The 21,600-nt window shown below is 32.1% G+C and carries 16 protein-coding genes; all 16 read right to left on the bottom strand.

The window, feature by feature from the left end:
• Positions 1 to 111: 111 nt before the first annotated feature.
• Positions 112 to 1,374, bottom strand: a complete 1,263-nt coding sequence (locus QVA17_RS04400; protein ID WP_287386717.1) for an NAD(P)-dependent oxidoreductase — start codon at positions 1,372 to 1,374, stop codon at positions 112 to 114.
• A 268-nt stretch (positions 1,375 to 1,642) separates the two neighbouring features.
• Entirely contained in the window at positions 1,643 to 5,440 is a 3,798-nt protein-coding gene (locus QVA17_RS04405) for a hypothetical protein (RefSeq protein ID WP_287386719.1), read from the bottom strand.
• Positions 5,441 to 5,654: 214 nt separating this feature from the next.
• Positions 5,655 to 6,350: a DUF4956 domain-containing protein gene (locus tag QVA17_RS04410; protein ID WP_287386721.1), complete on the bottom strand. Its 696-nt coding sequence runs from the start codon at positions 6,348 to 6,350 to the stop codon at positions 5,655 to 5,657.
• A complete protein-coding gene (locus QVA17_RS04415; protein ID WP_287386723.1) occupies positions 6,302 to 7,102 on the bottom strand; it encodes a polyphosphate polymerase domain-containing protein in 801 nt (266 codons plus the stop codon). The genes QVA17_RS04410 and QVA17_RS04415 overlap by 49 nt, the downstream gene beginning before the upstream one ends.
• Positions 7,103 to 7,275: 173 nt before the next feature.
• On the bottom strand, positions 7,276 to 7,947 hold the full coding sequence (locus tag QVA17_RS04420) for an ABC transporter ATP-binding protein (RefSeq protein WP_034246576.1): 672 nt from the start codon (positions 7,945 to 7,947) through the stop codon (positions 7,276 to 7,278).
• Between the two features lie 2 nt (positions 7,948 to 7,949).
• Complete coding sequence (locus tag QVA17_RS04425) at positions 7,950 to 9,059, bottom strand: ABC transporter permease (protein WP_287386725.1); 1,110 nt, start codon at positions 9,057 to 9,059, stop codon at positions 7,950 to 7,952.
• An 18-nt stretch (positions 9,060 to 9,077) separates the two neighbouring features.
• The gene (locus tag QVA17_RS04430; protein WP_287386727.1) at positions 9,078 to 10,280 is read right to left on the bottom strand and encodes a hypothetical protein; all 1,203 of its coding nucleotides are present in this window, start codon (positions 10,278 to 10,280) and stop codon (positions 9,078 to 9,080) included.
• A gap of 99 nt (positions 10,281 to 10,379) precedes the next feature.
• Complete coding sequence (locus tag QVA17_RS04435) at positions 10,380 to 10,739, bottom strand: hypothetical protein (protein ID WP_287386728.1); 360 nt, start codon at positions 10,737 to 10,739, stop codon at positions 10,380 to 10,382.
• Between the two features lie 89 nt (positions 10,740 to 10,828).
• Entirely contained in the window at positions 10,829 to 11,755 is a 927-nt protein-coding gene (locus tag QVA17_RS04440) for a hypothetical protein (protein WP_287386730.1), read from the bottom strand.
• A 17-nt stretch (positions 11,756 to 11,772) separates the two neighbouring features.
• The gene (locus QVA17_RS04445) at positions 11,773 to 12,654 is read right to left on the bottom strand and encodes a mechanosensitive ion channel family protein (RefSeq protein ID WP_287386731.1); all 882 of its coding nucleotides are present in this window, start codon (positions 12,652 to 12,654) and stop codon (positions 11,773 to 11,775) included.
• 13 nt (positions 12,655 to 12,667) lie between these two features.
• Entirely contained in the window at positions 12,668 to 15,151 is a 2,484-nt protein-coding gene (glgB, locus tag QVA17_RS04450) for a 1,4-alpha-glucan branching enzyme (RefSeq protein ID WP_287386733.1), read from the bottom strand.
• A gap of 101 nt (positions 15,152 to 15,252) precedes the next feature.
• A complete protein-coding gene (locus tag QVA17_RS04455) occupies positions 15,253 to 16,188 on the bottom strand; it encodes an alpha/beta hydrolase (RefSeq protein ID WP_287386734.1) in 936 nt (311 codons plus the stop codon).
• A 46-nt stretch (positions 16,189 to 16,234) separates the two neighbouring features.
• Positions 16,235 to 17,470 (bottom strand): DUF1015 domain-containing protein, encoded by a 1,236-nt coding sequence (locus QVA17_RS04460; RefSeq protein ID WP_287386736.1) that lies wholly within the window; start codon positions 17,468 to 17,470, stop codon positions 16,235 to 16,237.
• A 148-nt stretch (positions 17,471 to 17,618) separates the two neighbouring features.
• Positions 17,619 to 18,959 carry an MATE family efflux transporter gene (locus QVA17_RS04465; RefSeq protein WP_287386737.1) on the bottom strand — a complete coding sequence of 447 codons (1,341 nt, stop codon included), beginning with the start codon at positions 18,957 to 18,959 and terminating at the stop codon, positions 17,619 to 17,621.
• Positions 18,960 to 19,044: 85 nt separating this feature from the next.
• The gene (locus QVA17_RS04470) at positions 19,045 to 20,208 is read right to left on the bottom strand and encodes a phosphoglycerate dehydrogenase (protein WP_287386739.1); all 1,164 of its coding nucleotides are present in this window, start codon (positions 20,206 to 20,208) and stop codon (positions 19,045 to 19,047) included.
• Positions 20,209 to 20,239: 31 nt separating this feature from the next.
• Positions 20,240 to 21,322 carry a 3-phosphoserine/phosphohydroxythreonine transaminase gene (gene serC / locus QVA17_RS04475; protein ID WP_287386741.1) on the bottom strand — a complete coding sequence of 361 codons (1,083 nt, stop codon included), beginning with the start codon at positions 21,320 to 21,322 and terminating at the stop codon, positions 20,240 to 20,242.
• Between the last annotated feature and the right edge of the window lie 278 nt (positions 21,323 to 21,600).

Below are 21,600 nucleotides of genomic sequence, written 5' to 3' on the forward strand. Positions count from 1 at the left end.
AATCTACTATATATAGTCTTTATAAAAAACAAGGGCCTATGTCTAAGATATGACATAGGTCCTTTATATAAATCTCCTAATATTTCAAACATGGTATGTTAAGACAAATAATTAGCTTGCCTTTACTTCTTCATCCTCATTAGCATTTTCTTTTTCTTCTCTTTTTGCCTTTAAATATTCATCCATAGCTTCTGCTACATCCTTAGAATATCTAACTGCTTCTACTACTGTTCTAGCGCCATTTACAACATCACCAGCACTAAAGATACCTGGTCTTGAAGTACTTCCCTTCTCATCAGTATTAAGTAAGCCCTTCTCGTTAGTCTCAATACCCTTTGTAGTACTTACGATTCTGTTCATAGCACCCTGACTTGCTGCAACTACAATGCTGTCTGCCTCAAAGAACTTTTGCTCGCTCATCTCTAAGACATTGTCTTCTTCGTCCATTGTTGCAACCTTATATAATACGCCGTTATCAGTAAATTCATCTGGTCTGTAACCATAAAGGATCTGCACACCATCTGCCTCAGCGTATTCTAATTCACGAACAGAAGCTGCTGCATGTCCTCTTCTACAGAATACATAAACTTCAGATACGCCCTTTCTTGTAGCAGTTCTTGCCACATCCATAGCTGAATTACCGGCGCCAATAATAACGACTCTCTTACCTAAGTCATATACATCTGGGTTAGCAAGATAGTCAATGGCAAAATGTACATTTCCTAAACTCTCGCCCTTAATACCAAGCTTTTTAGGTCTCCAAACACCAGTACCAATAAAGATTGCCTCATAGCCATCTCTTTCAAGATCATCAATAGTTAAGGCATAGCCCACTACTGTATGAGGACGAATCTTAATACCTAACTTCTTTAATCTTTCTTCATATCTATCAAGAACTGTCTTTGGAAGTCTGAATTCTGGAATACCATATCTTAAAACGCCACCGATCTTATCTCTTGATTCAAAAATTGTTACATCATATCCACGCTGTGCAAGAATTACTGAAATTGTAATACCAGCAGGACCACCACCAATAATAGCAACTCTCTGCTTCTTATCATCTTCTCTTTGTAAATTTAAATGATCAAGATAAGCATCTGATATATAATTCTCAATGCTTGATACATGTACAGGGGAACTCTTTCTTCCTAGTACACAGTTACCTTCGCACTGTTTTTCATGATTACAGACAAGTGAACAGATGGCAGAAAGAGGATTATTTTCAAAAAGCATCTTTCCTGCTTCATCCTTTTTAAACTCTAAAAAGAGTCTGTTCATCTCTGGAATATTTGTAGAAATCGGACATCCTTTTCTACACATTGGTACTTTACATTGTAAGCACCTTTTTGCTTCTTCTACTACATTGATTGCCATAACTTTAAAACTCCATTCATTTCAACATTTACCACACGGTAAGGTTATTTTTTCATAATTAAAGTTTTATATCAATGTTAAAATTGCATAAATTTAGTACGCTAAATCACTAAATATTTTGTGGATTTAACTGTGTTAAGTATTTAACTGATTAAGATGAAAAATCCGTAGGGATTTTAACTATAAAAATGTCTCTTTTTTACAATTTTATTAGTCATTAATCCCTACGGAAATTATAGATTTATGAAGTTTTTTGTATGTAAGATTTTTAGTTCATTCGATTCTTATATTCTCTTCTTGCAACCACAAAACTAATTGTGCCACAAGCAAGAATCATTAAGAAATAAATTAACATATTATTTAAGTCTGCTGTATTTTTTGAGCTATTTGTAACTTCGCTTGAATCTGCTGCAACCTCGGCTGTATTACTATTTGTATTTGAAACTGTAGCTTCGTTATTTGTTACTGTCTCTGTCTTATTTACTGTAACTACTGCCTTAGCAGCTCCATCATTAGATACAATTTCAAACTCATGCTTTCCATTTGAAAGGCCAGCCATGTAGTTTTCGCTAATCTCAACAATTGTTGAACCTGAGTAGGCACTATAATTAGCCTTATCAATTAAAGTTCCATCTACCTTAACACCTACAAACTTATCAAAGTCTGCTGCGCTACGAAGAACTAGTTTTTCTCCATTTACATAGTTAACCTCGCTACCTGTAAGCATTGTATAAACAATGTCAGTATCTGCTGCTACTTCACCAGATGGAGTCTCACTAGGTGTTTCTGGCTCCTTAGTTGTTGGTTCCTCTGTTGTTGGCTCCTCTGTTGTTGGCTCTTCATAAGCCTGTGTAGTTAACTTTAACCCCTTAACTGTCCAGTTATAAGAAGCCATCTTATCAAAGTTACCCATTGTCTTAGCAGCTTTCCACCATGTATCTCCAGCCTGAACTGTAATTGTATGAGGCTTAGTTGTATCTACATCTGTTAATGTAATTTCTGTCTTATTAGTTGTATAAGCACCATTTACAGGATTGAAAGTATCTGTTGATTCCTCTGTATAAACAGCTACGCCATCTACATAAACTCTATAGCCACCAACTGCTGTATCATCTACTGCCTCATCCCAGCTTAAATCAATAGTATTATCCTTATTTACAACTGCTGTAATCTTAGCAGTAGTTGCAAATACAGGTGCCTTGTAATCATAATTACCAAGAGTTGTTACATATGCAAGATCATATTTGTATTCCTTACCAGAATCTGTAAAGGCTACAACACTTACTTCATTATTAATGCCTGCTGTTAATCTACCAACCTGGTTTGAAATGCTAGCAGCATTCTTGTAATCTTTTATCTGATAGTTATAAATTGTCTTTACTAAATTTCCATTAGCATAGATTTTATAACCTCTTACTCTATTATCATTTGCATAAGCAGATGCAAAGCTTGCTTGTGCACATGTGTAAATTGGATTTGTTAAAGTAACTGTAGGCGATTTTGGAGCTACAATGCTTTCTGTATCTTCACCCTTTGTTTTAACAGATACTTCATTAATTAAAGTCTTATTGCCTGTCTTATCTGATACATAAACCTTGAAAGTATAATCTACTCCTGGGCTTAGTGAGTTAATAGTTGTCTGTGTGTCTGATAAGCCTGATACAAAATCAACCATTTCGCCATTTACATAAGTTTCTACTCCATAAGTCATAGAATAGTTATCCTTTTGTGTTGCCCAAGACAAGCTAACGCTCTTTCCATCTTCAGCACTTGTAGCTGTAATATTATTGTCAATTACTTCTGGTGCCTGCATAGCATTTTCCACATTAGAGCTTTTAATATTCAAGCTCTCAAGAGTTGTTCCTTGGAAAATGATATTCTTACAGTACTTTATATTGGTCCAAGCAGCGTCTGTACCTTTAGATACTGCTTTACTATTATAAGATACTGTCTTTACATTATAGAATACAGCATTTTCACAGCCTGTAAGTGTATCCCAACCACTGTAATATTTATAGCTGCCATTTCCACCAACATTTCCAAAAGTAATATCTTGGAAGTATAAATTGTGGTGACAATGAGCTGGCTTTTGTGGATTTGAATCATAATCTACATCTGCATAAACACAAATTGTGTTCTGATTTGCACCATAAACAGATACGTTATAAGATGCAAAATTATAGAATTCGCCAATTTCAGCTGCCTCTGTTGAAGATGCAGAGTTAGGATCTGAATAAGAGGTTGTTAATACCCAAGCCTGATTTGTATCTGCAATAGCACAATCTCTCATAGTAATATTAGCTGCAAAGCCGCCATTAGTAGGTGCTGACTTAAATCTGAAAGCCATATCAATATGATTCATTACTGTATCTTCAAATAATACATCCTGAATTCCGTTACCTGTATGAGAACCAGCAGCAAGACCGCCATGTCCTTCACGAAGGAAGTTATTAAACATCCAAAGCTCTGAGTTTGTCTGAATATCACAATCTCTTGCGCCTTCACCTACAGAAGCGCCAAAGCCTAAGTTATCATCACCTGTATCTGTAAAGTTATTCCAGCAAATTACATTTTGAGAACAACCATAGCCAAGGCCATCACCGTTGTTTCCATCATACGAGAATACCTTAACATTAGTTGTAGCAATATTTCTTGAATCAAGAATATTTACTGAGTGATTTGAAGGATTTTCTACTGTAATATCTGCTACATAAACATTAGTTACATTTCTCATTATTAAAAGAGAAGCTCTTGTAGCATAAGCAGCCTTTAAATCTGCAGTATCAATACTTGATAACTTATCACTCTTATTAGCTTTAATCTTTGAAGTCAAGCTCTCAATTAATTCATCAGAATACTTTCTTGTACCATCTTCATTGTAAAGATTAGCTAAATACTTCTTAGCAGAATCAGCTGCCTGAATACCATAGTAATAAACTTTTGTATTGCTACCACCCATAAATCTTGGAAGACCGTATTCAGACTGAGTATCTTTAACATCTGGGTCTCCACTTTGAGTATTCACTCCAGCATTAGATGTATAACCATCTCCATACATTGTATCGCCTGCGCCATACTTCCAACCATTACCGTAAAGAGTACCACTACCTGTGATTCTAATATTTTCAAGAGCTGCATTCTCATCTTGAGAAACTGCATTAATAAGGCCCCAATCTCTTGTATCTGTGTAGAAAGGATACATAAGAAAACCAATTTCAAAATGATCTGAATTTGGTGAAGCCCATAATGTACCATCTAGTTCAAGAGTCATATTAGAATGAAGCCAAAGAGCACCAGATACTAATACAAGTCCCTGGTCATTATCTGGAATAACTAATTTGCCACCTTCAGGAACTGCATCAATAGCAGCCTGAATAGCCTTAGTATTAGCTTCGATAATTGCATTGATTTCATCATTATATTCTGTATAACCTTCTGTATATGTAACTCCATAATCTAAGACATTAACTAGTTCTGGTGTCTTAGTTGTTGTTGCAGTAATTGAAACCTTATTACCAAGTTCGTTGCCATTCTCATCAATTGCAACGACACTAATTTCATAACTTGTCTCTGGACTTAAATTTGTTGCTCTAAAAGAATGGATATCTACATCTACCATATCTACATCAGAAGCTGTCTCATAATAATCGTAGAAAGACTGCATGTAGGTATAAGTCCATTTAGCATTTTCTTTAAAATTTTCTCTAGCTGTTTCCTGTAATTCCCCGTTAATATATACATGATAATCAGCTACATTTTCATAGTTTTCTGGTTTTTCCCAGACAAGACCTATGCTTGTATCATCATAGGCTAATGTTGGTACTTGTAGATTAGTAATATCATAACTACCAATATTTTTTGAAAAAAGTGGACTATCAAGTGCTGTTGTACCAAAACTATCACTTGATATTACTGAAAACACATCACTATTGACATAAGTATCATGGCCAGTAGTTGATGGTAACCCCGATGCACTAGTTAAGCTACAATTTGATCCAACCACCCCAAGGATCATGGCATTTGCCATAGCTAGCGCTAATGCTTTACGCAAACTTTTAGATTTCATTTGCATACCTCCCTATACATTATAAATTGACTTTTATAAATATATTTTAAAAAAGCTAATTTCATAATATACTCTTCCAATAAAATAGTCAATAAATTTTAGGAAGAAAAGGACATGTATACAAAGATAAAAAAAGAACAGGTTAGATTTTCTCTAACCTGCTTTTTACGAAAACTATAATGGGTAGTGATTTGCTGCGCAAATAACTACAAAATTAACCGTTTAATGAACCTTCATTTCCCGCTGGCATCATCCCAAGAATAATATTTAAATTGCCATTTCTAGTTCTTAGTTCATCAATAAATTTCTTTTCCTTAGATTCATCCTTTAAAGACACTTCATAAGTCAATTCAAACATTGTACCCATGTTAGTTGTCTTTACTCTTGTAAGTCTACATTCATTAACAAATTTTTCAAAGACATCATTAAAAGCATTTGTGTAATTTAAGTTTTCAGGAATTGTTACTCTAAGCTGTTTCTTGTTAGATGGCTTTTTTGCAAATGTACTTAAGCTTAAAATAATTAATAGAATTACTGCTATTACTGCGAAGATTGCTGCATATCCTATATAACCTAAACCACATCCTAGGCCTGTTGCCATAGATAAAAATACTACTGAAATGTCTTTAGCATTACCAGGAGCAGAACGGAATCTAACAAGTGTAAGGGCTCCTGCCATTGAAAATGCTCTTGCTACATCACTACCGATAAATAAAATTACTGCCGCCACAACTGTTGGTAAGATTGATAAACCCACGATAAAATTCTTAGAATAACCGTCATTCTTGCAAGCTACCATATAAGCAACGCCAATAATTAAACCTAAAACAATAGCTACTACTTCGGCAATTAAAAACTCATTTACAGTGAAGCTACTGCTTGTAGCTGAGGATAAAATTGATTCGAACATATTATTTCTCCTTTATTTTCAATAAATTCTCTTTGAGTATTCTCTAATACATATCTCTTGTACTCCGTTCCGTACTTAGAAAATGATACTGGATAGACTCTTAATTCTGATAAAATCTTCGTAAACCACATAGGAACCGCGCCACTGATTTTAATTTCCATTAAAACCTGGTCTGCTTCTAGTAACTGACTTCCATACTGGCCTTTTTCTAGTGCAACATCATATCGTCTTGTCTGAATGTTTGTGTCAAATGTTACTCTGAAATCGCCATCATTTTTTTCAAAGTATGCATATCTATCATAAGAAAGATATAACTTAGGTTTTACCTTGTAGAAATCTTTAAAATAGTCAATTTCATGTAAAACTTGAGTATTAATCTTTCCTGAAGCGGGTGTTGGTGGATTGTCATTAAGTATATAATTATAGGCATCTTTAAGAGTCATAGAAGTACGTCTCTTATTAACTATGCCGTCATACTTCTTCTTTATTTCTATAAAAACCTTATCATCTAGTGATGGTGTGCCATATGCTCTCATTCTTAATTTTTCTTTATACACAGGCTTTTCAATTGAAGCTCTTATAAGAGCATCATTATCTGTATCAAAATATATATTACTTATTGTGTATGGCTTACCATTTATATTGTATTTATCCATATCCATATGATCTTCAATTCTAGTTAAAAGCTTTCTAAAACTTTTCTTTGTCAGCATGTACTTTTTTTCATATCTATTAAATACTTCAATAGCCATAACTACTCCTTTCAATTTAACACTAATGTTATCTCCTCTTTACATTTATTATGTTAATTGAAATATGTGTTTTAATTGTGGATGAAAAAAGACTTCTTTGTGAACAAAAAAGGTTATCAAGTTTCGCTACTTGATAACCTTTTTATAATTTCTAATCTTTAATTTTACCTAATCTAAACGTTTTTTATATCATCTATTATTTTTCCATCCATTAGCTTAATAATTCTATCTGTTTTATTAGCTACCTTTTCATCATGTGTAACAATAATAACTGTTTTCCCTTCTTTATTAATACTGCGTAAGATATCTGTTACTTCTTCACCCATTTTTTGATCTAATGCACCCGTAGGTTCATCAGCAAGAATTAAATTTGTATCAAGTGCTAGAGCTCTTGCAATTGCTACTCTTTGTCTTTGTCCACCTGATAATTTATTAATCTTTTTATTCTTCTCTTCTAACAAATTCATCTTTTCTAATAAAGATAGGGTCTTAGTCTTTCTTGATCTTACTTTGTTAATTAATAAAGGTAATTCTACATTTTCATAACATGTGAAATTTTCTAACAAAGCATAATCTTGAAATATAAAGCTTATATTGTCTCTTCTAAATTTTTCTTTTTTTCTTTTTTTAAGTGAAGTTATATTATTATCATTTATATACACCTCACCTTTACTTACATCATCAAAGCATGCAATAATATTTAGCAAAGTAGATTTTCCTGAACCAGATGGGCCCATTATAGAAACCATTTCTCCATCATTGATTTTTAAATTAATATCATCTAAAGCGACTTTATTATAATCACCATCTTTAAAAACTTTTGTTAACCCCTTAATATCTATCATAACTACTCCTTTAATCTCATGCTTGTAATGTTTAATTTTGTCATTTTTATATATGGATATATCATAGATAAAGCTGTAACTAATAATATAACTATAAACATACTTATTATATTCTTAGCATTAACACTAAAATACATCAATCCATTCATCCCAATTGTATTTAATAATGTAGCAACTAATCCATATAAAATTAATGTAAAGCTACTAATAACAACAAATGATACCATTAATCTTTTTATGATAAATGAATTATTTGCGCCAAGAATTTTATAAATTACAATTTCTTTTTTATAGTCTAGGAAATAGAATTCCGATATTACAATACAATTACATAAACTAAATAACAAAATACATATTTTTTTGTTAATGTTATTTCTAGCTAAAGTATTTCTAATTTCACTTTCTCCTCTACCATAAAGTTGATATGAATCTATAGCAGCGTCATTATTACATGTTTTTATTGCAACATAAACATCTTCATAAATATCACTTACATTAATTTCATTTGATAAAATCTCTATATTAAAATACGTAAGCTCGTTTATTCTACTTATTATATTATCTCCAATATTATTTACATTTAATATAATTTTATAATCCCAAAAATCTGAATATTTACTTCCTAATATACCACATACCTCATATTTTTCGTTATCAAGAGTAATATATTTTTTCCCATTTTCTTCATATGTATATTTACATTTATCTCTACCTATTGCTACAAGATTTTTCCCTTTATCATCTGGATCTGTGCCTGGTATATGTCCCTCTATTAATTTGTATGGCAATTCTTCATTTAAAGCTATAATAAGGTCTGCTATATATGACGAATTTGCTTCTTTATAATTCACAGCCAAGCCTTTTGTAATAATAATATTAGCTTTATCAATATTCTTTAAATCCTCTGATAACAAAGAGGAATCAGAAGATTTCATTATTTCCATTTTTATTCTTGATTTATATACAGATTCTATCCTATCCTTTTCTTTTAATTCAGCAATATTAAGTGTATTTAGAATTCCAAATACACTTATATAGATTGCAAATTGCCCTATCATAACAAATATTAATATCATTTTATGTCTAAAAAGTATATTTATTATTTTTTTCATTTCTAATCCACCTCTAGTTTAATTATTACTATGAATTAACTCTGGTATTTTATATCTATTTATTAGAATAACCGGAATCATACTTGAAATTACTATAATAAGAGATGCAATAAGAAATAATACTAATGGTAAAATAATCATTGTACTATATAATGTTATCTTATAAGGCAAATTTGATGGGTAGTCTGCTAATTTTATAATAATGCTTCCATTATATAACTTTTGATTAATGGCCCAAGCAATTATTGCTGCTAAATAGACTATAATTGCATTCTGTTTGATGATTAAAAATGATATCTTTCTTCTACTATATGTACATATAGATAAAATACCATATTGCCTTTTTTCAATCATTACATATGTTATTGTCATTATAGTTATAGTAATTATATTAACTAGTAATACTACAATTAAGATATAAAGATTGGGACTATGAAGAATATTATTATCTTCCTGTGCTTCTAATATTTCCTCTCCCCTATTTATAACTTGTATGTTGATATTATCATTTTCTGCAATTTTTAAAATTTCCTCTTTTGCAAGATTAAAATCACCTTCATCTACGTAGAAATTTATATAATACCAATTAAAAAAACGAAAATCCTCTACATTATCTACAATAGCAACAAATGAATCATCCAAATTATATAAATCAGAATTAGTCCATCCCCCAAATAATTTTTGTTCATGATACATAGCATCATCTTTAGCTAAATAGCCATAAACCCTATATTTATTTCCAATAGATGAATCAATAACATCACCTATATTAAACCTATTCCTTAAATTATAACCTACTACAACCGGTATATATTCTGTATCTTTTAACATATTCTCTTTTAATTCATTTTCCACACTAATATTATATGAAGCTAACATACTTTCATCAATAAAATAAACTTCTGCATTTATCCCTTCATAAATATAATCTGAGGAATTAAAACCAATACCTTTTATATATTCACTTTTTTCGAAATCTTGCTTTACTTTTTTTATATCAATATTTCCTGATTCAACATCATCAGTCATTTTTATCAATCCTACTCGACTTTCATTTATTGAAAACATATTGTGAATTCTTTGAGTATAAACTTTATTAGATATACTTTCCATCAATTCATTGGAAATCATATAAAAAGAAATCATAGACATTATTGTCATAACAAATATAGATAATGGTCTTTTCATAAATATTCTGTAAATTAATCTAGCATCTACCATATTCACCCTCTATTATATCGCCTTTTTTAATCTATAATCTTTAGACAAGTAGATTATTATTATAATCTACTTGCTAAATTTTATAAATATTAATTACTATTACTTATACAATGTAATACTATACACTGGGCGAGAATTCTTATATGTTTTGTGTACCGTTACATAATCTTCTATGTATTCATAGCCTCTTGTGTACACAACATCTTCATTTTTCGCACCTGAAAATTCTGTTTGAACATCACCATCATAATATGTTTTTATTACATTAATTGATGATTGTTCTGCACCATTTCTTCTTACTGTACCAGCACTTATTTTATACACTCCATCTCTTCCTTCTACATTTCGATAAGCATATCCATATGTTCCAGTATTCTCCCCTGCATATACCAATGCTAATGAAGACAATATAACTGACGATGTCAATAACGCCGCTACAAAAAATCTTTTTAGTTTCATAAATCCCTCCTATTTCATAAAAAAATTTTGTAAATTTATTTTATCATATTTTTTATATATTACAATAGTTTGGCTTTAATCGGTCAATATTAATTTATAAACTTATCTTTATTATCCTCTCTCCATTTCTGATATGCATTCGCATCGTTAACCATATATCCATTTTGTCCTTTAAACAAATATGTAATATTTTCCTCTGAAATATCTGTTACAACTATATAATAATCTTCGTATTCATCATTATATTGAGTAAAATCTATATAATATACACCCGATTCATCTAAATTATAGCTAGATAAATGATCAAAACTTTTATAATCTTCTTCTATTCCTTTACAATATTCTTCATATTGCGTCCATGAATATGTATACGTTCCCAATTTATCATTAAAGTATTCTTTTGATACTCCATAAATATCAAGTTGAAAGCTCATATCACATTCAAAAAAATCTTCATATAATGCTGCTGAAAAAGGTAATACATCACATCTGCATCGTATATGATTTATTATATTTGTCATATAATTATCTGGATCAAATACTGATGACGAGTTTTCTGAAACATCCCCATATAAAAGTCCAGAACCTACTGCTTCATTATCAATATAATAATCTATAATTTCATTATTCTGTATAATTGGTATTTTACTATTTTTAAAGAAAGAGAGCCCTTCACAAAAATAATCTTTAATCATATCCGTTCCTATAGGTGTTTTTATTGATACATTTACAGCATTTATATCATCTAATATTGTATATATTCCACTTTCAAAATATTGATTAGGATAGTATGCTTCTATCAGATTATTTTGTGTATTATAAAAATCAAGTTCGGGTTTTCTAACCCAGCTATTAACATTATAATATTTTTGTCCACTATTATCTATTAACTCAGATGTTTGTTCATAAGTGAATTCTTCTGATAATTTTTCTTCTGTTTCACTTTCACTTGTTTTACTACATGCTGATAAAAAAATAAACATACAACTTAATGTAACACAAAAAATTTTTTTCATACATCCCCCCATTAATATTAAATTATATGCACATCCATTTGGTTATACGGAATACTAATATTATTCTTTTCAAGTTCTTCTTTATATTCTTCTAGCAATTCAAATTTTGTATCCCAATAATCTTCAGTTTTTAACCATGTTCTTGTCTCAAGTGTTACACAAGAATCATCTAAGCTCTTAACAATAACTCTAGGTTCTTTTCCAGCTGATGTAAGGATATTTTTTCTCTTTGCAATAATTTCAGATAAAACTCTTTTTGCATCCTTAATATCAGCCTCATAAGATATTCCCACTTCAATATCAAGTCTACGTAAATTTTCTGCACCAACATTTGTAATATTAGAATTACTAAGTGTACCATTTGGTAACATGATTACTTTGTTATCTACTGTTCTAAGTTTAGTATAAAGGATACCTATAGAAACTACACTACCCTCAGAATTTTGCGCCACAATATAATCACCAATAGTAAATGGTTTAAATATAAGTATCAAAACTCCTCCTGCAAAATTTGACAAACTTCCTTGTAATGACATACCAATAGCCAGGGCACCTGTACCTAAAAGTGTTATTAAGGAAGTAGTTTGAAATCCCAAAGTATCAACTACAATAATAAATAAGAAAATGTATAAAAGCACTCTTGCTGCTGATAACACAAAAGTTTTAACCCCTTCATCTAGCTTTCCCCTATCAAGCACTTTCCTTAAAAATTTTCCTACTGCCTTAATTATCTTTTTTCCAATAATCCATATTACAATTGCAAGAACAAGAGTACCCACTGCTCCAACTGCCCAATTGCAAAAATCAGTAATTAGATTCATTAAATTTTCTTTTGAAAAAAAAGTTGTCATCTGTGTAGTTGCATCATTTACAGATGTAGAATTTAATACTTCTAACATAACTTAAACCATCCTATTTCTTAGTTCTTTTACTTATAGACTTCTTAGATTTATCATCTTTTAAATTAAGCTTAGCTCTTAACTTCTCTAAGCGTAATTTTGTCTCTTCGTCTATTCTTATAGAGGCTTTAATTGCTTCCTTTGCTTTTCTTTCAGCCTCTTCCTTAGCTCTAACAGCTTCATCAGCTTTTTGTTTAGCCTTCTTTTCTGCTTCAAGGGCAACTCTTGCCTCTTCTTCTGCTTTAGTTGCTAATTCTTTAGCTATTTTAGCTTTATCCTCAGCATTCTTTTTAGCAACTGCAGCCTCCTTTAATATCTTATTCTCTTCAATTTCTTCTTCTGTATAAGCCTCACATTCATAACAAACAGCACTAAATCCTGGAATGTCAATATCAATAAATTTTCTTGCATCAGGATGTTCGTCTTCTCTATCTGATCTATATACAGTTTTTGTTTTAGCCAAATTTCCACCAAATTCTTTTAAAGAAGAATTAAAGCATTCCTTATATTTACCTTCTTCACAAACGAATAATCTATATGCTTTTCTTTCTACTGGTGTAAAGTTAAATACTACTGTTAAAATCTTACCCTTTGCAGATTTTCTTGCAAAGCTTAAAACAGTCTCTGTTGCATTATTATTTTCTAACCATTCAAAAGAATCTTCATTATTATCATTCTTAAATACATCTGCATATTTATCTAAAAATCCATTTAATGACTTAATATAGTTTTCTCCATTCTCATCAACTAATTCCCATGCTTCCTTTTTTGCAGGATTTGTCATATCAAGTCCTAAATCTTGACCAAAAGCAATCATCTTAGAACCTGGATAGAAATAAAGATAAGCAAGAGCTGTACGTAAATCGGATTTTTTTTCTTCATCATCTTTACCAGCTGCTAATGAATAAAGAGAAACTCCAGTTCCATAAAGGTCTGCACTTGAAAATTTCTGAATAAATTTTTCATTAAAATGATAAACCATAGGGAAGGTTAAATTCTCATATAAACCTTTTCTAAATAAAGGATCTTGTTCATAGAAATTTAAATATTCCTCTGTCCAGTTCTTGTTTTGTAAATAATCAAATCCTAAATTATCACCATCAAAAGTCTTTGTAATTCCAATCCAACCACTAGTTTCATCAGCTATAGTAATTATGCCTTCTTTAGTTGCAATCTTATTTACCTTCTTAATAAAATCAATTGCAGCTAAATTCTCATTACCACCATAAATATTAGGAATCCAGCTTCCTGCTTCCTTGCCATAATCAAGATAGAGCATTGATGCAAGACTATCTATTCTAATTCCATCAATTGAGAAATTCTCAATCCAGTAATATAAACTACTATAAAGGAAAGATAAAACACAGTTGTTATAATAATCGTAGGTATAAACATCCCAAGTCTCATCTTTTTCAAGAATAGGCTTTAGGCCACCATAAATATTAGTTCCGTTAAACTTATCTAAGCCTCTAGCATCTGTTCCAAAGTAAGCGCAATTCCAATCAATAATTACTCCAATGCCATTTTTATGGAATTCATTAACAAATTCAAGGAAGTCCTTTGGGCTACCAAATCTAGAACTAGGAGCAAACATAGAAACTGTTGTGTATCCATAGGTCTTATCATTTAGGTAGTGTGCTATTGGCATTAAATCAATATAGTTATAGCCAACCTTTTTAACATAGGAAATAATATCATTTGCCAAATATTTATAAGTCTTTGCTTCAGATTTCTTACTCCAGGCATCTAGATTTAATTCATAGATTCTAATAGGGGCATCACTATTTTTAGTCTTAAATTTAACAATATTAGCCTCTAATTTATCTTCCCTGACAATACAGCAATCTTCAGGCTTTTTTGACATCTCAATTGCGTAAGGGTCAAACTTTCTATAAACCTTTTGACCTCTAACCTTAATCTCATATAGATACTTAGCCCCAGCAGTAACTCCAGGAATGAAGAGCTGGAAAATACCTCTATCATCAATTTTTTCCATCTGATGAATACGTCCATCCCAGTTGTTAAAATCTGCTACCACACTAACTCTAATTGCATCTTCTACCCAAACAGTAAATAGACAGCCTTCTACTCCATCAATACTAGTTAACTTAGGGCTAAAGATTTCATTTGCCTTATACTCCATACCTGCAAAGAAGTTTTTAAAGACTGTTGCTTTTGAAAATGTATCAAAGGAATAAGCATCTTTATAGCTAATAGTCTTACCCTTAACATCCTCTATAATTACACTATAATCTAGCTTTTTCTTTTTTGAAGGAATAAGACATGCAAAAAAGCCAGCCTCGTCTACCTTTTCTAATTCATAATTCTTTCCATCTACCTTAACCGCCACAGCTACTGCATCCGGTCTAAAAATCTGGATTAAATTACCTTCCTTAATTAAATGTGATCCCAGTAAACTGAAGGGATTACTAGCTTCTGCATAAACAATCCCTTCAATTTCTGGCCAATTCATAACGCTGTACAATTTCTTATTCATTTTTCTACCTCCCATTTTATATCTACTCTATCATTTTTATCTTTTCTTAATGTCTATTTTATACAATTCCCGTATGTCTACTTTTTACAATTTCTCCATTATTATAAGACAAGTTCTCCTAAGACAAAATTTTTAAACATCTTAGTCCATATTGCAAGACTTGGTTCGTAGTGACCTAGGTTTTTAGATGCGGTTTCCTTTGTTCCTAAAGCCGAACCATGATGTCCCTTTGGAAATACATGATATTCGAAAGGAATATTGTTAGCCTCAAGGCTTTCTGCCATTAGTAAAGAATTCTTTACTGGCACTGAAGCATCAGTGAAAGTATGCCAAAGGAAAGTTGTTGGAGTATCCTTTGTGACACATTTTTCCAAAGACAATTCTTCATAAAGATAATCCCTATCTCCTGTTAGCATTCCACCAGTTAAATCTCCATCCTGACCAGCAATTCCTTCTAGTCTTTGACCTTCTAATTCGTTTTTAGTGCCACCATATATAAGTCTTTCAAAAGAAGCTCTATGAGCACATTCTCCTGAAGAAATAACAGGATAACCAAGCATCATCTTGTTAGGCTTTATATATTCCCTATCACAATTTAGCTCCTTTAAGATAGGGTCAACTTCCCTAGTATTCCACTTAGTTCCAAGAAGTCCTGCCACATGAGCGCCTGCTGAAAAACCTGCAATTACAATATTATCTGGATTAGTATCCCATTTTGCTGCATTATCTCTAACATATTTCATAGCAGCACAAGCTTCATATAACTGGCAAGGATAAGTATTTGGCATAAGCGAATATCGAACAACAATTGCATTAAAGCCATAATCCATCATCTTAATTGCAATAGGTTCTGCCTCTCTTACAGAATGATGGTGATAACCACCTCCTGGGAAAATAACAATTAAAGGTCTATTAAACTTATCCTGATCATTAGGATAGGAATCCTTAATATAAGTTGTTATTGTCGCTTTTTTACAATCATGTTTTAGACCTAATTTTTCGTAGTCTATATCGATTTCAAAGCTTTCGTGAATCATAATAATACCTCTTATATTTCCAATAAAATTTTAAGAATTTATTTGATTAAATTCTATGGATAAATAATCCTGAACGAAGCTTTGGCTCAAACCAAGTTGATTTAGGAGGCATTAGTCTACTAGCATCTGCTACTGCAAACAATTCCTGAATAGAAGTTGGATACATTGAAAATGCTAAAACGCAATCTTTATGGCATCTATCCTCTAATTCCTTTAAACCTCTGATTCCACCAACAAAGTCAATCCTTTTATCTGTCTTTGGATCTGATATTCCAAGAAGTGGAGTTAAGCAATTGTTTTGTAAAATTGCCACATCAAGTCCATCTACAGGATCTTCTGATAAAATCTCTTCTCTTGCCTCTAATTCATACCAAGTTTCCTCTATATACATACCAAAACTTGCTTTCTTATTAGGTTTAACTGGCTTAGTTGCCTTTTTCACATTAAAGCCCTTATCCTCTAAGGCCTTTATAAACTGTGCAACTGTTAACCCATTCAAGTCCTTAACGACTCTATTATAGTCCATAATCATTAATTCTTCATCTGGGAATAAAACTGAAAGGAAGAAATTAAACTCTTCTTCCCCTGTATAGTTTTTAGCTTCAGCTCGACGCTTTAAGCCAACCTTAACAGCTGAAGCTGCTCTATGGTGGCCATCTGCTATATAGATAGAATCAATTTTTTCAAAAGCCTGTCTAATGCAGGAAATTGATTCAGGATTACTAATCTTAAATACTCTATGCTTAATGCCATCCTCTGATACAAAAGAGTATAGAGGCTTACTTTCCTTAGCCTTTCTTACCTCTTCATTAATAACAGCATTAGCTCTATATGCTAAAAAGATAGGGCCAGTTTGAGCTGATAGACTATCTACATGTCTTATTCTATCAGCTTCTTTATCGGCTCTAGTATTCTCGTGTTTCTTAATTACATTATTCTCATAATCATCAATAGATGCAGTTGCCACAATACCTGTCTGTGTTCTGTTATCCATTGTTAATTCATATATATAATAGGCCTTGTCGCTATCTGTAATTAAAGTGCCATCTTCAAGGGCCTTTAAAAATAGCTCTCTTGCCTTTAAATATACCTCATCCGCATAAGTATCAACGTCTTCGCCAAATTGAGTTTCTGCCCTATCAATTTTTAAAAAAGACATTGGTTCTCTTTCTACTTCCTTTGTTGCCTCTTCCCTGTTATAAACATCATAAGGGAGAGCCGCAAATCTTGATGCCACCTCTGTGTTAGGTCTTACACATTCAAATGGTCTAATTATTGCCATAAAACTTCCTCCAAATGCAATAGTTTTGCTAAACAAATCTGTTCTTTACCAGTTCCTCATAATGATAAAAAACCATTGTTTAAATCATTTTTCCACGTATTTTATTGTATCATTGAAGTTAGTTTATTACAATTATTTATAGAAACTTTTAGGCTATTTTATTAAATCTAAAATAAATAAAAAGCACTATACTACAACAAATCCATCCTGCAGGATAACCCCAGGCAATAGGTATAATTGAGCTTGTTAGCATAGATACGATTTTTAGATATATTTGTCTAAAAAATACAAAACTAAAAATCATAACTATTGAAGGAACTATGGCATTACCCACTCCTCTTAGGGCACCGGCTTGAATCTGGTTTGTGCAAGCTACAATATCAAAGAGCTCGTTAACTCTAATAAAGAGGGCTGCAAAGGCAATTACCTGTGCTTCCTTATTAAACAAAACTACAATCTTTGGTGCAAAGTAAACTAGAGGCAAACAAATAACTGTAGTTATAACAATAGCCATAATCATGGCAATTCTAATACCATCTCTAATTCTCTTTTTCTTACCGGCACCTGCATTCTGTCCAACAAAGGTTGTAATTGAAAGTCCCATACTCTGCATTGGTAAAATAACAAAGGCATCAATTCTACTATAAACGCCCCAAGCAGCAGCGGCCTCTGCCCCAAAGTGATTGATATAAGACTGAACGAATACATTTGAAAATGAAACGATGGCTGTTTGAAGTCCTGCTGGAAGTCCTACCTTTACTATCTTTTTTAGAATTGGCATATCAATTCTTAATTCCTTTAATCTTAGGCTATAAATATCTTTACTTAAAAGAAGCATGCCTATTACAATTACAGCTGATAAAAACTGAGAAATAATTGTTGCATAGGCCACGCCTGCAACTCCTAATTTAAGCACGATTACAAAGAATAAATCTAGAATAATATTAAGGATTGAGCTAAATATTAAAATGTATAGCGGAGTCTTAGAATCACCTACAGCCCTTAAAATTCCTGAGGCCATATTATAAAGCATAAGGCCTAAGATTCCTAAAAAGTAAGTTCTAAGATAAGTGTTGGCATCTGCCATTACTGAATCAGGTGTATCCATAAGCTTAAGCATTATTGGAGTAATTAAATATCCAATAATCATAAATGCCACGCCTAAAATAATAGTTAACATAATAGCCGTATGAATACTTTTTCTTAAGGATTTCTCATCTTTAGCACCAAAATATTGAGAAACAATTACACCAGCACCTGTTGACATACCCATAAAAAATCCCACAAGCATAATTGAAATTGGTGATGTACTTGTTACTGCGGCAAGAGCGTCCTTTCCTACATAATTACCAACTACAATACTATCAATCGTATTATATAGCTGTTGAAAAATGTTACCTACAAGCAAAGGAATCATAAACAAAATAAGTTGTTTTCCAATATTTCCCTCTGTCATGTCTTTAACTGTTGATTTCTTCTCTATTTGCATAAATTACTCCTAAATAAACAAAAAAATAAAGGGGTATTGAAAGTTAACCTCTCAATACCCGCTAAAAATTATATCACTATCTATTTTACTTTACAACTCTTACCTTAATAACGCCTTCAATAGAAGCAAGTTCTGTAATAATTGAAGTATCTGGCTGCTTATCTAGATCAAGTAATGAATATGCATACTCTCCTCTTGAAGCATTAGCCATAGACTCAATGTTTACATTTGCTCCACCCATAGCAGATGTAATCTTAGAAATTACAGCTGGTACGTTCTTATGGCAAACTGCAACTCTACTTTCAGTAGCACAAACACCTAAATTACAAGCTGGATAGTTTACAGAATTCTTAATATTACCATTCTCGATGAAATCACTAACTTCATTAACTGCCATAATAGCACAGTTATCTTCAGCTTCTGCTGTAGAAGCACCAAGATGAGGGAAACAAAGAGCACCCTCCATATTAGCTGTCTTAGGATTTGGGAAATCTGTAACGTAGCACTTAACTCTACCAGATTTTAAATAATCTCCAATAACATCCTCATCAACTAATACATCTCTTGCACAGTTAATAATTACTGTTCCATCCTGCATTAATTCAAAGGCATCCTTACCAATCATGCCCTTTGTTGAATCAAGTGCTGGTACATGTACTGTAATATAATTACACTCCTTATAGATATCATTAACATCAATAACATGCTTTACTTCTCTTGAAAGATTTAGAGCTGCTGCTACTGAAAGATATGGATCATAACCATAAACCTCCATGCCAAGACTAATAGCTGCATTAGCAACTAACTGTCCAATAGCACCAAGACCAATTACACCAAGCTTCTTGCCTGCAATTTCTCTACCAGCAAAAGCCTTCTTAGCTTTTTCTGTTGTCTTAGCAATATCAGCATCATCCTTATTATCTTCTACCCACTTATTACCGCCAATTAAATCACGAGAAGCAAGTAACATTGTAGCAAGTACCTGCTCCTTAACAGCATTAGCATTAGCACCAGGTGTATTAAATACTACAACACCAGCCTCAGCGCACTTTTCAAGAGGGATGTTATTAACACCAGCACCAGCTCTTGCAATTGCTACTAAATTATTAGAAAGGTCTAAATCATGCATCTTTGCAGATCTTACTAAAACTACATTTGCATCTTCATATGAACTTTCTGTATTATAATCTGCTGTGAATAGGTCTAAACCACAGCTAGCTATATTATTTAAACAATGTACGTTAACCATTTTAATCTCCCTTTTAACAATTCACTAAGTATTAAGCGTTCTTCTTTTCAAATTCTCTCATGAATTCTACTAACTTTTCTACACCTTCAATTGGCATAGCATTGTAAATAGAAGCTCTCATACCGCCTACTGTTCTGTGTCCCTTTAAGTTAACAAAACCAGCTTCAGCTGCTTCCTTAATGAATTTAGCATTAAGCTCTTCGCTATCTGTTACAAATGGTACATTCATAAGTGATCTATCTTCCTTACGAACAGTTCCCTTAAACATCTTAGATTCATCAAGGAAATCGTAAAGAATCTTAGCCTTCTTCTCGTTATGTTCCTTCATAGCGCTAAGGCCACCCATTTTCTTAATCCACTTAAATACCTTACCGCAAATATAAATATTATAACAAGGAGGTGTATTATAAAGTGAATCATTATCACTTTGAGTCTTCCACTTAAGCATTGTTGGAGTACCTTCTAATACATCGTCTGTAATTAAATCTTCTCTAATAATTGCAATAACTACACCAGCAGGTCCAATATTCTTTTGAACACCACCATATACTACTCCATACTTAGTTACATCCATAGGTTCAGATAAGAAGCATGAAGATACATCAGATACAAGTAACTTACCCTTTGTATTAGGAAGAGTCTTATACTTTGTTCCGTAAATTGTATTATTTTCACAAATGTATACATAATCCATATCATCTGTAATAGGTAAATCTGAGCAATCAGGAATATATGAGAAAGTCTTATCAGCAGAAGATGCTAATTCGACAGCCTCACCATAAATCTTAGCTTCAGCAAAGGCCTTCTTAGCCCACTGGCCTGTAATAACATAACCAGCCTTCTTATTCTTCATAAGATTCATTGGTACTTCAGCAAAGAACTGTGATGCACCACCCTGAAGGAATAATACCTTGTAGTTATCAGGAATGTTTAATAGATCTCTTAAATCCTTCTCAGCCTCTTTAATGATTGCATCATAAACCTTAGATCTATGACTCATTTCCATTACGGACTGACCAGAACCCTTATAATCTAACATTTCGTCTGCTGCTTCTTTTAATACTTCCTCAGGTAAAACAGCTGGACCTGCACTAAAGTTATAAACTCTTGCCACTTTTCTCTTCCTCCTAGATTTTAAATTGCAAAGCCCCATAAGTAGCCATATTCTCTTGTCTGCGGTTAGAGAATTTGGGGCTTTCTAACTTGTCTGACATCAGCCAAAAGATATCAGACAAGTAAAATTTTAGTTTATAGCTTTGGATTTGTCAACTAATTAACAAAGCTAATATCTATAAACATTTTCTATCTAATAAATGCTAATGGCATTAATTAGTTACTTTTTAGCCTCTAAATTTAGAAGCTCGTTATTTATTTTACTTAGAAGCCTTCTTT

The sequence above is a fragment of the Lachnospira sp. genome, from assembly GCF_016290755.1.
GTDB classification, from domain to species: Bacteria; Bacillota; Clostridia; order Lachnospirales; family Lachnospiraceae; genus Lachnospira; species Lachnospira multipara.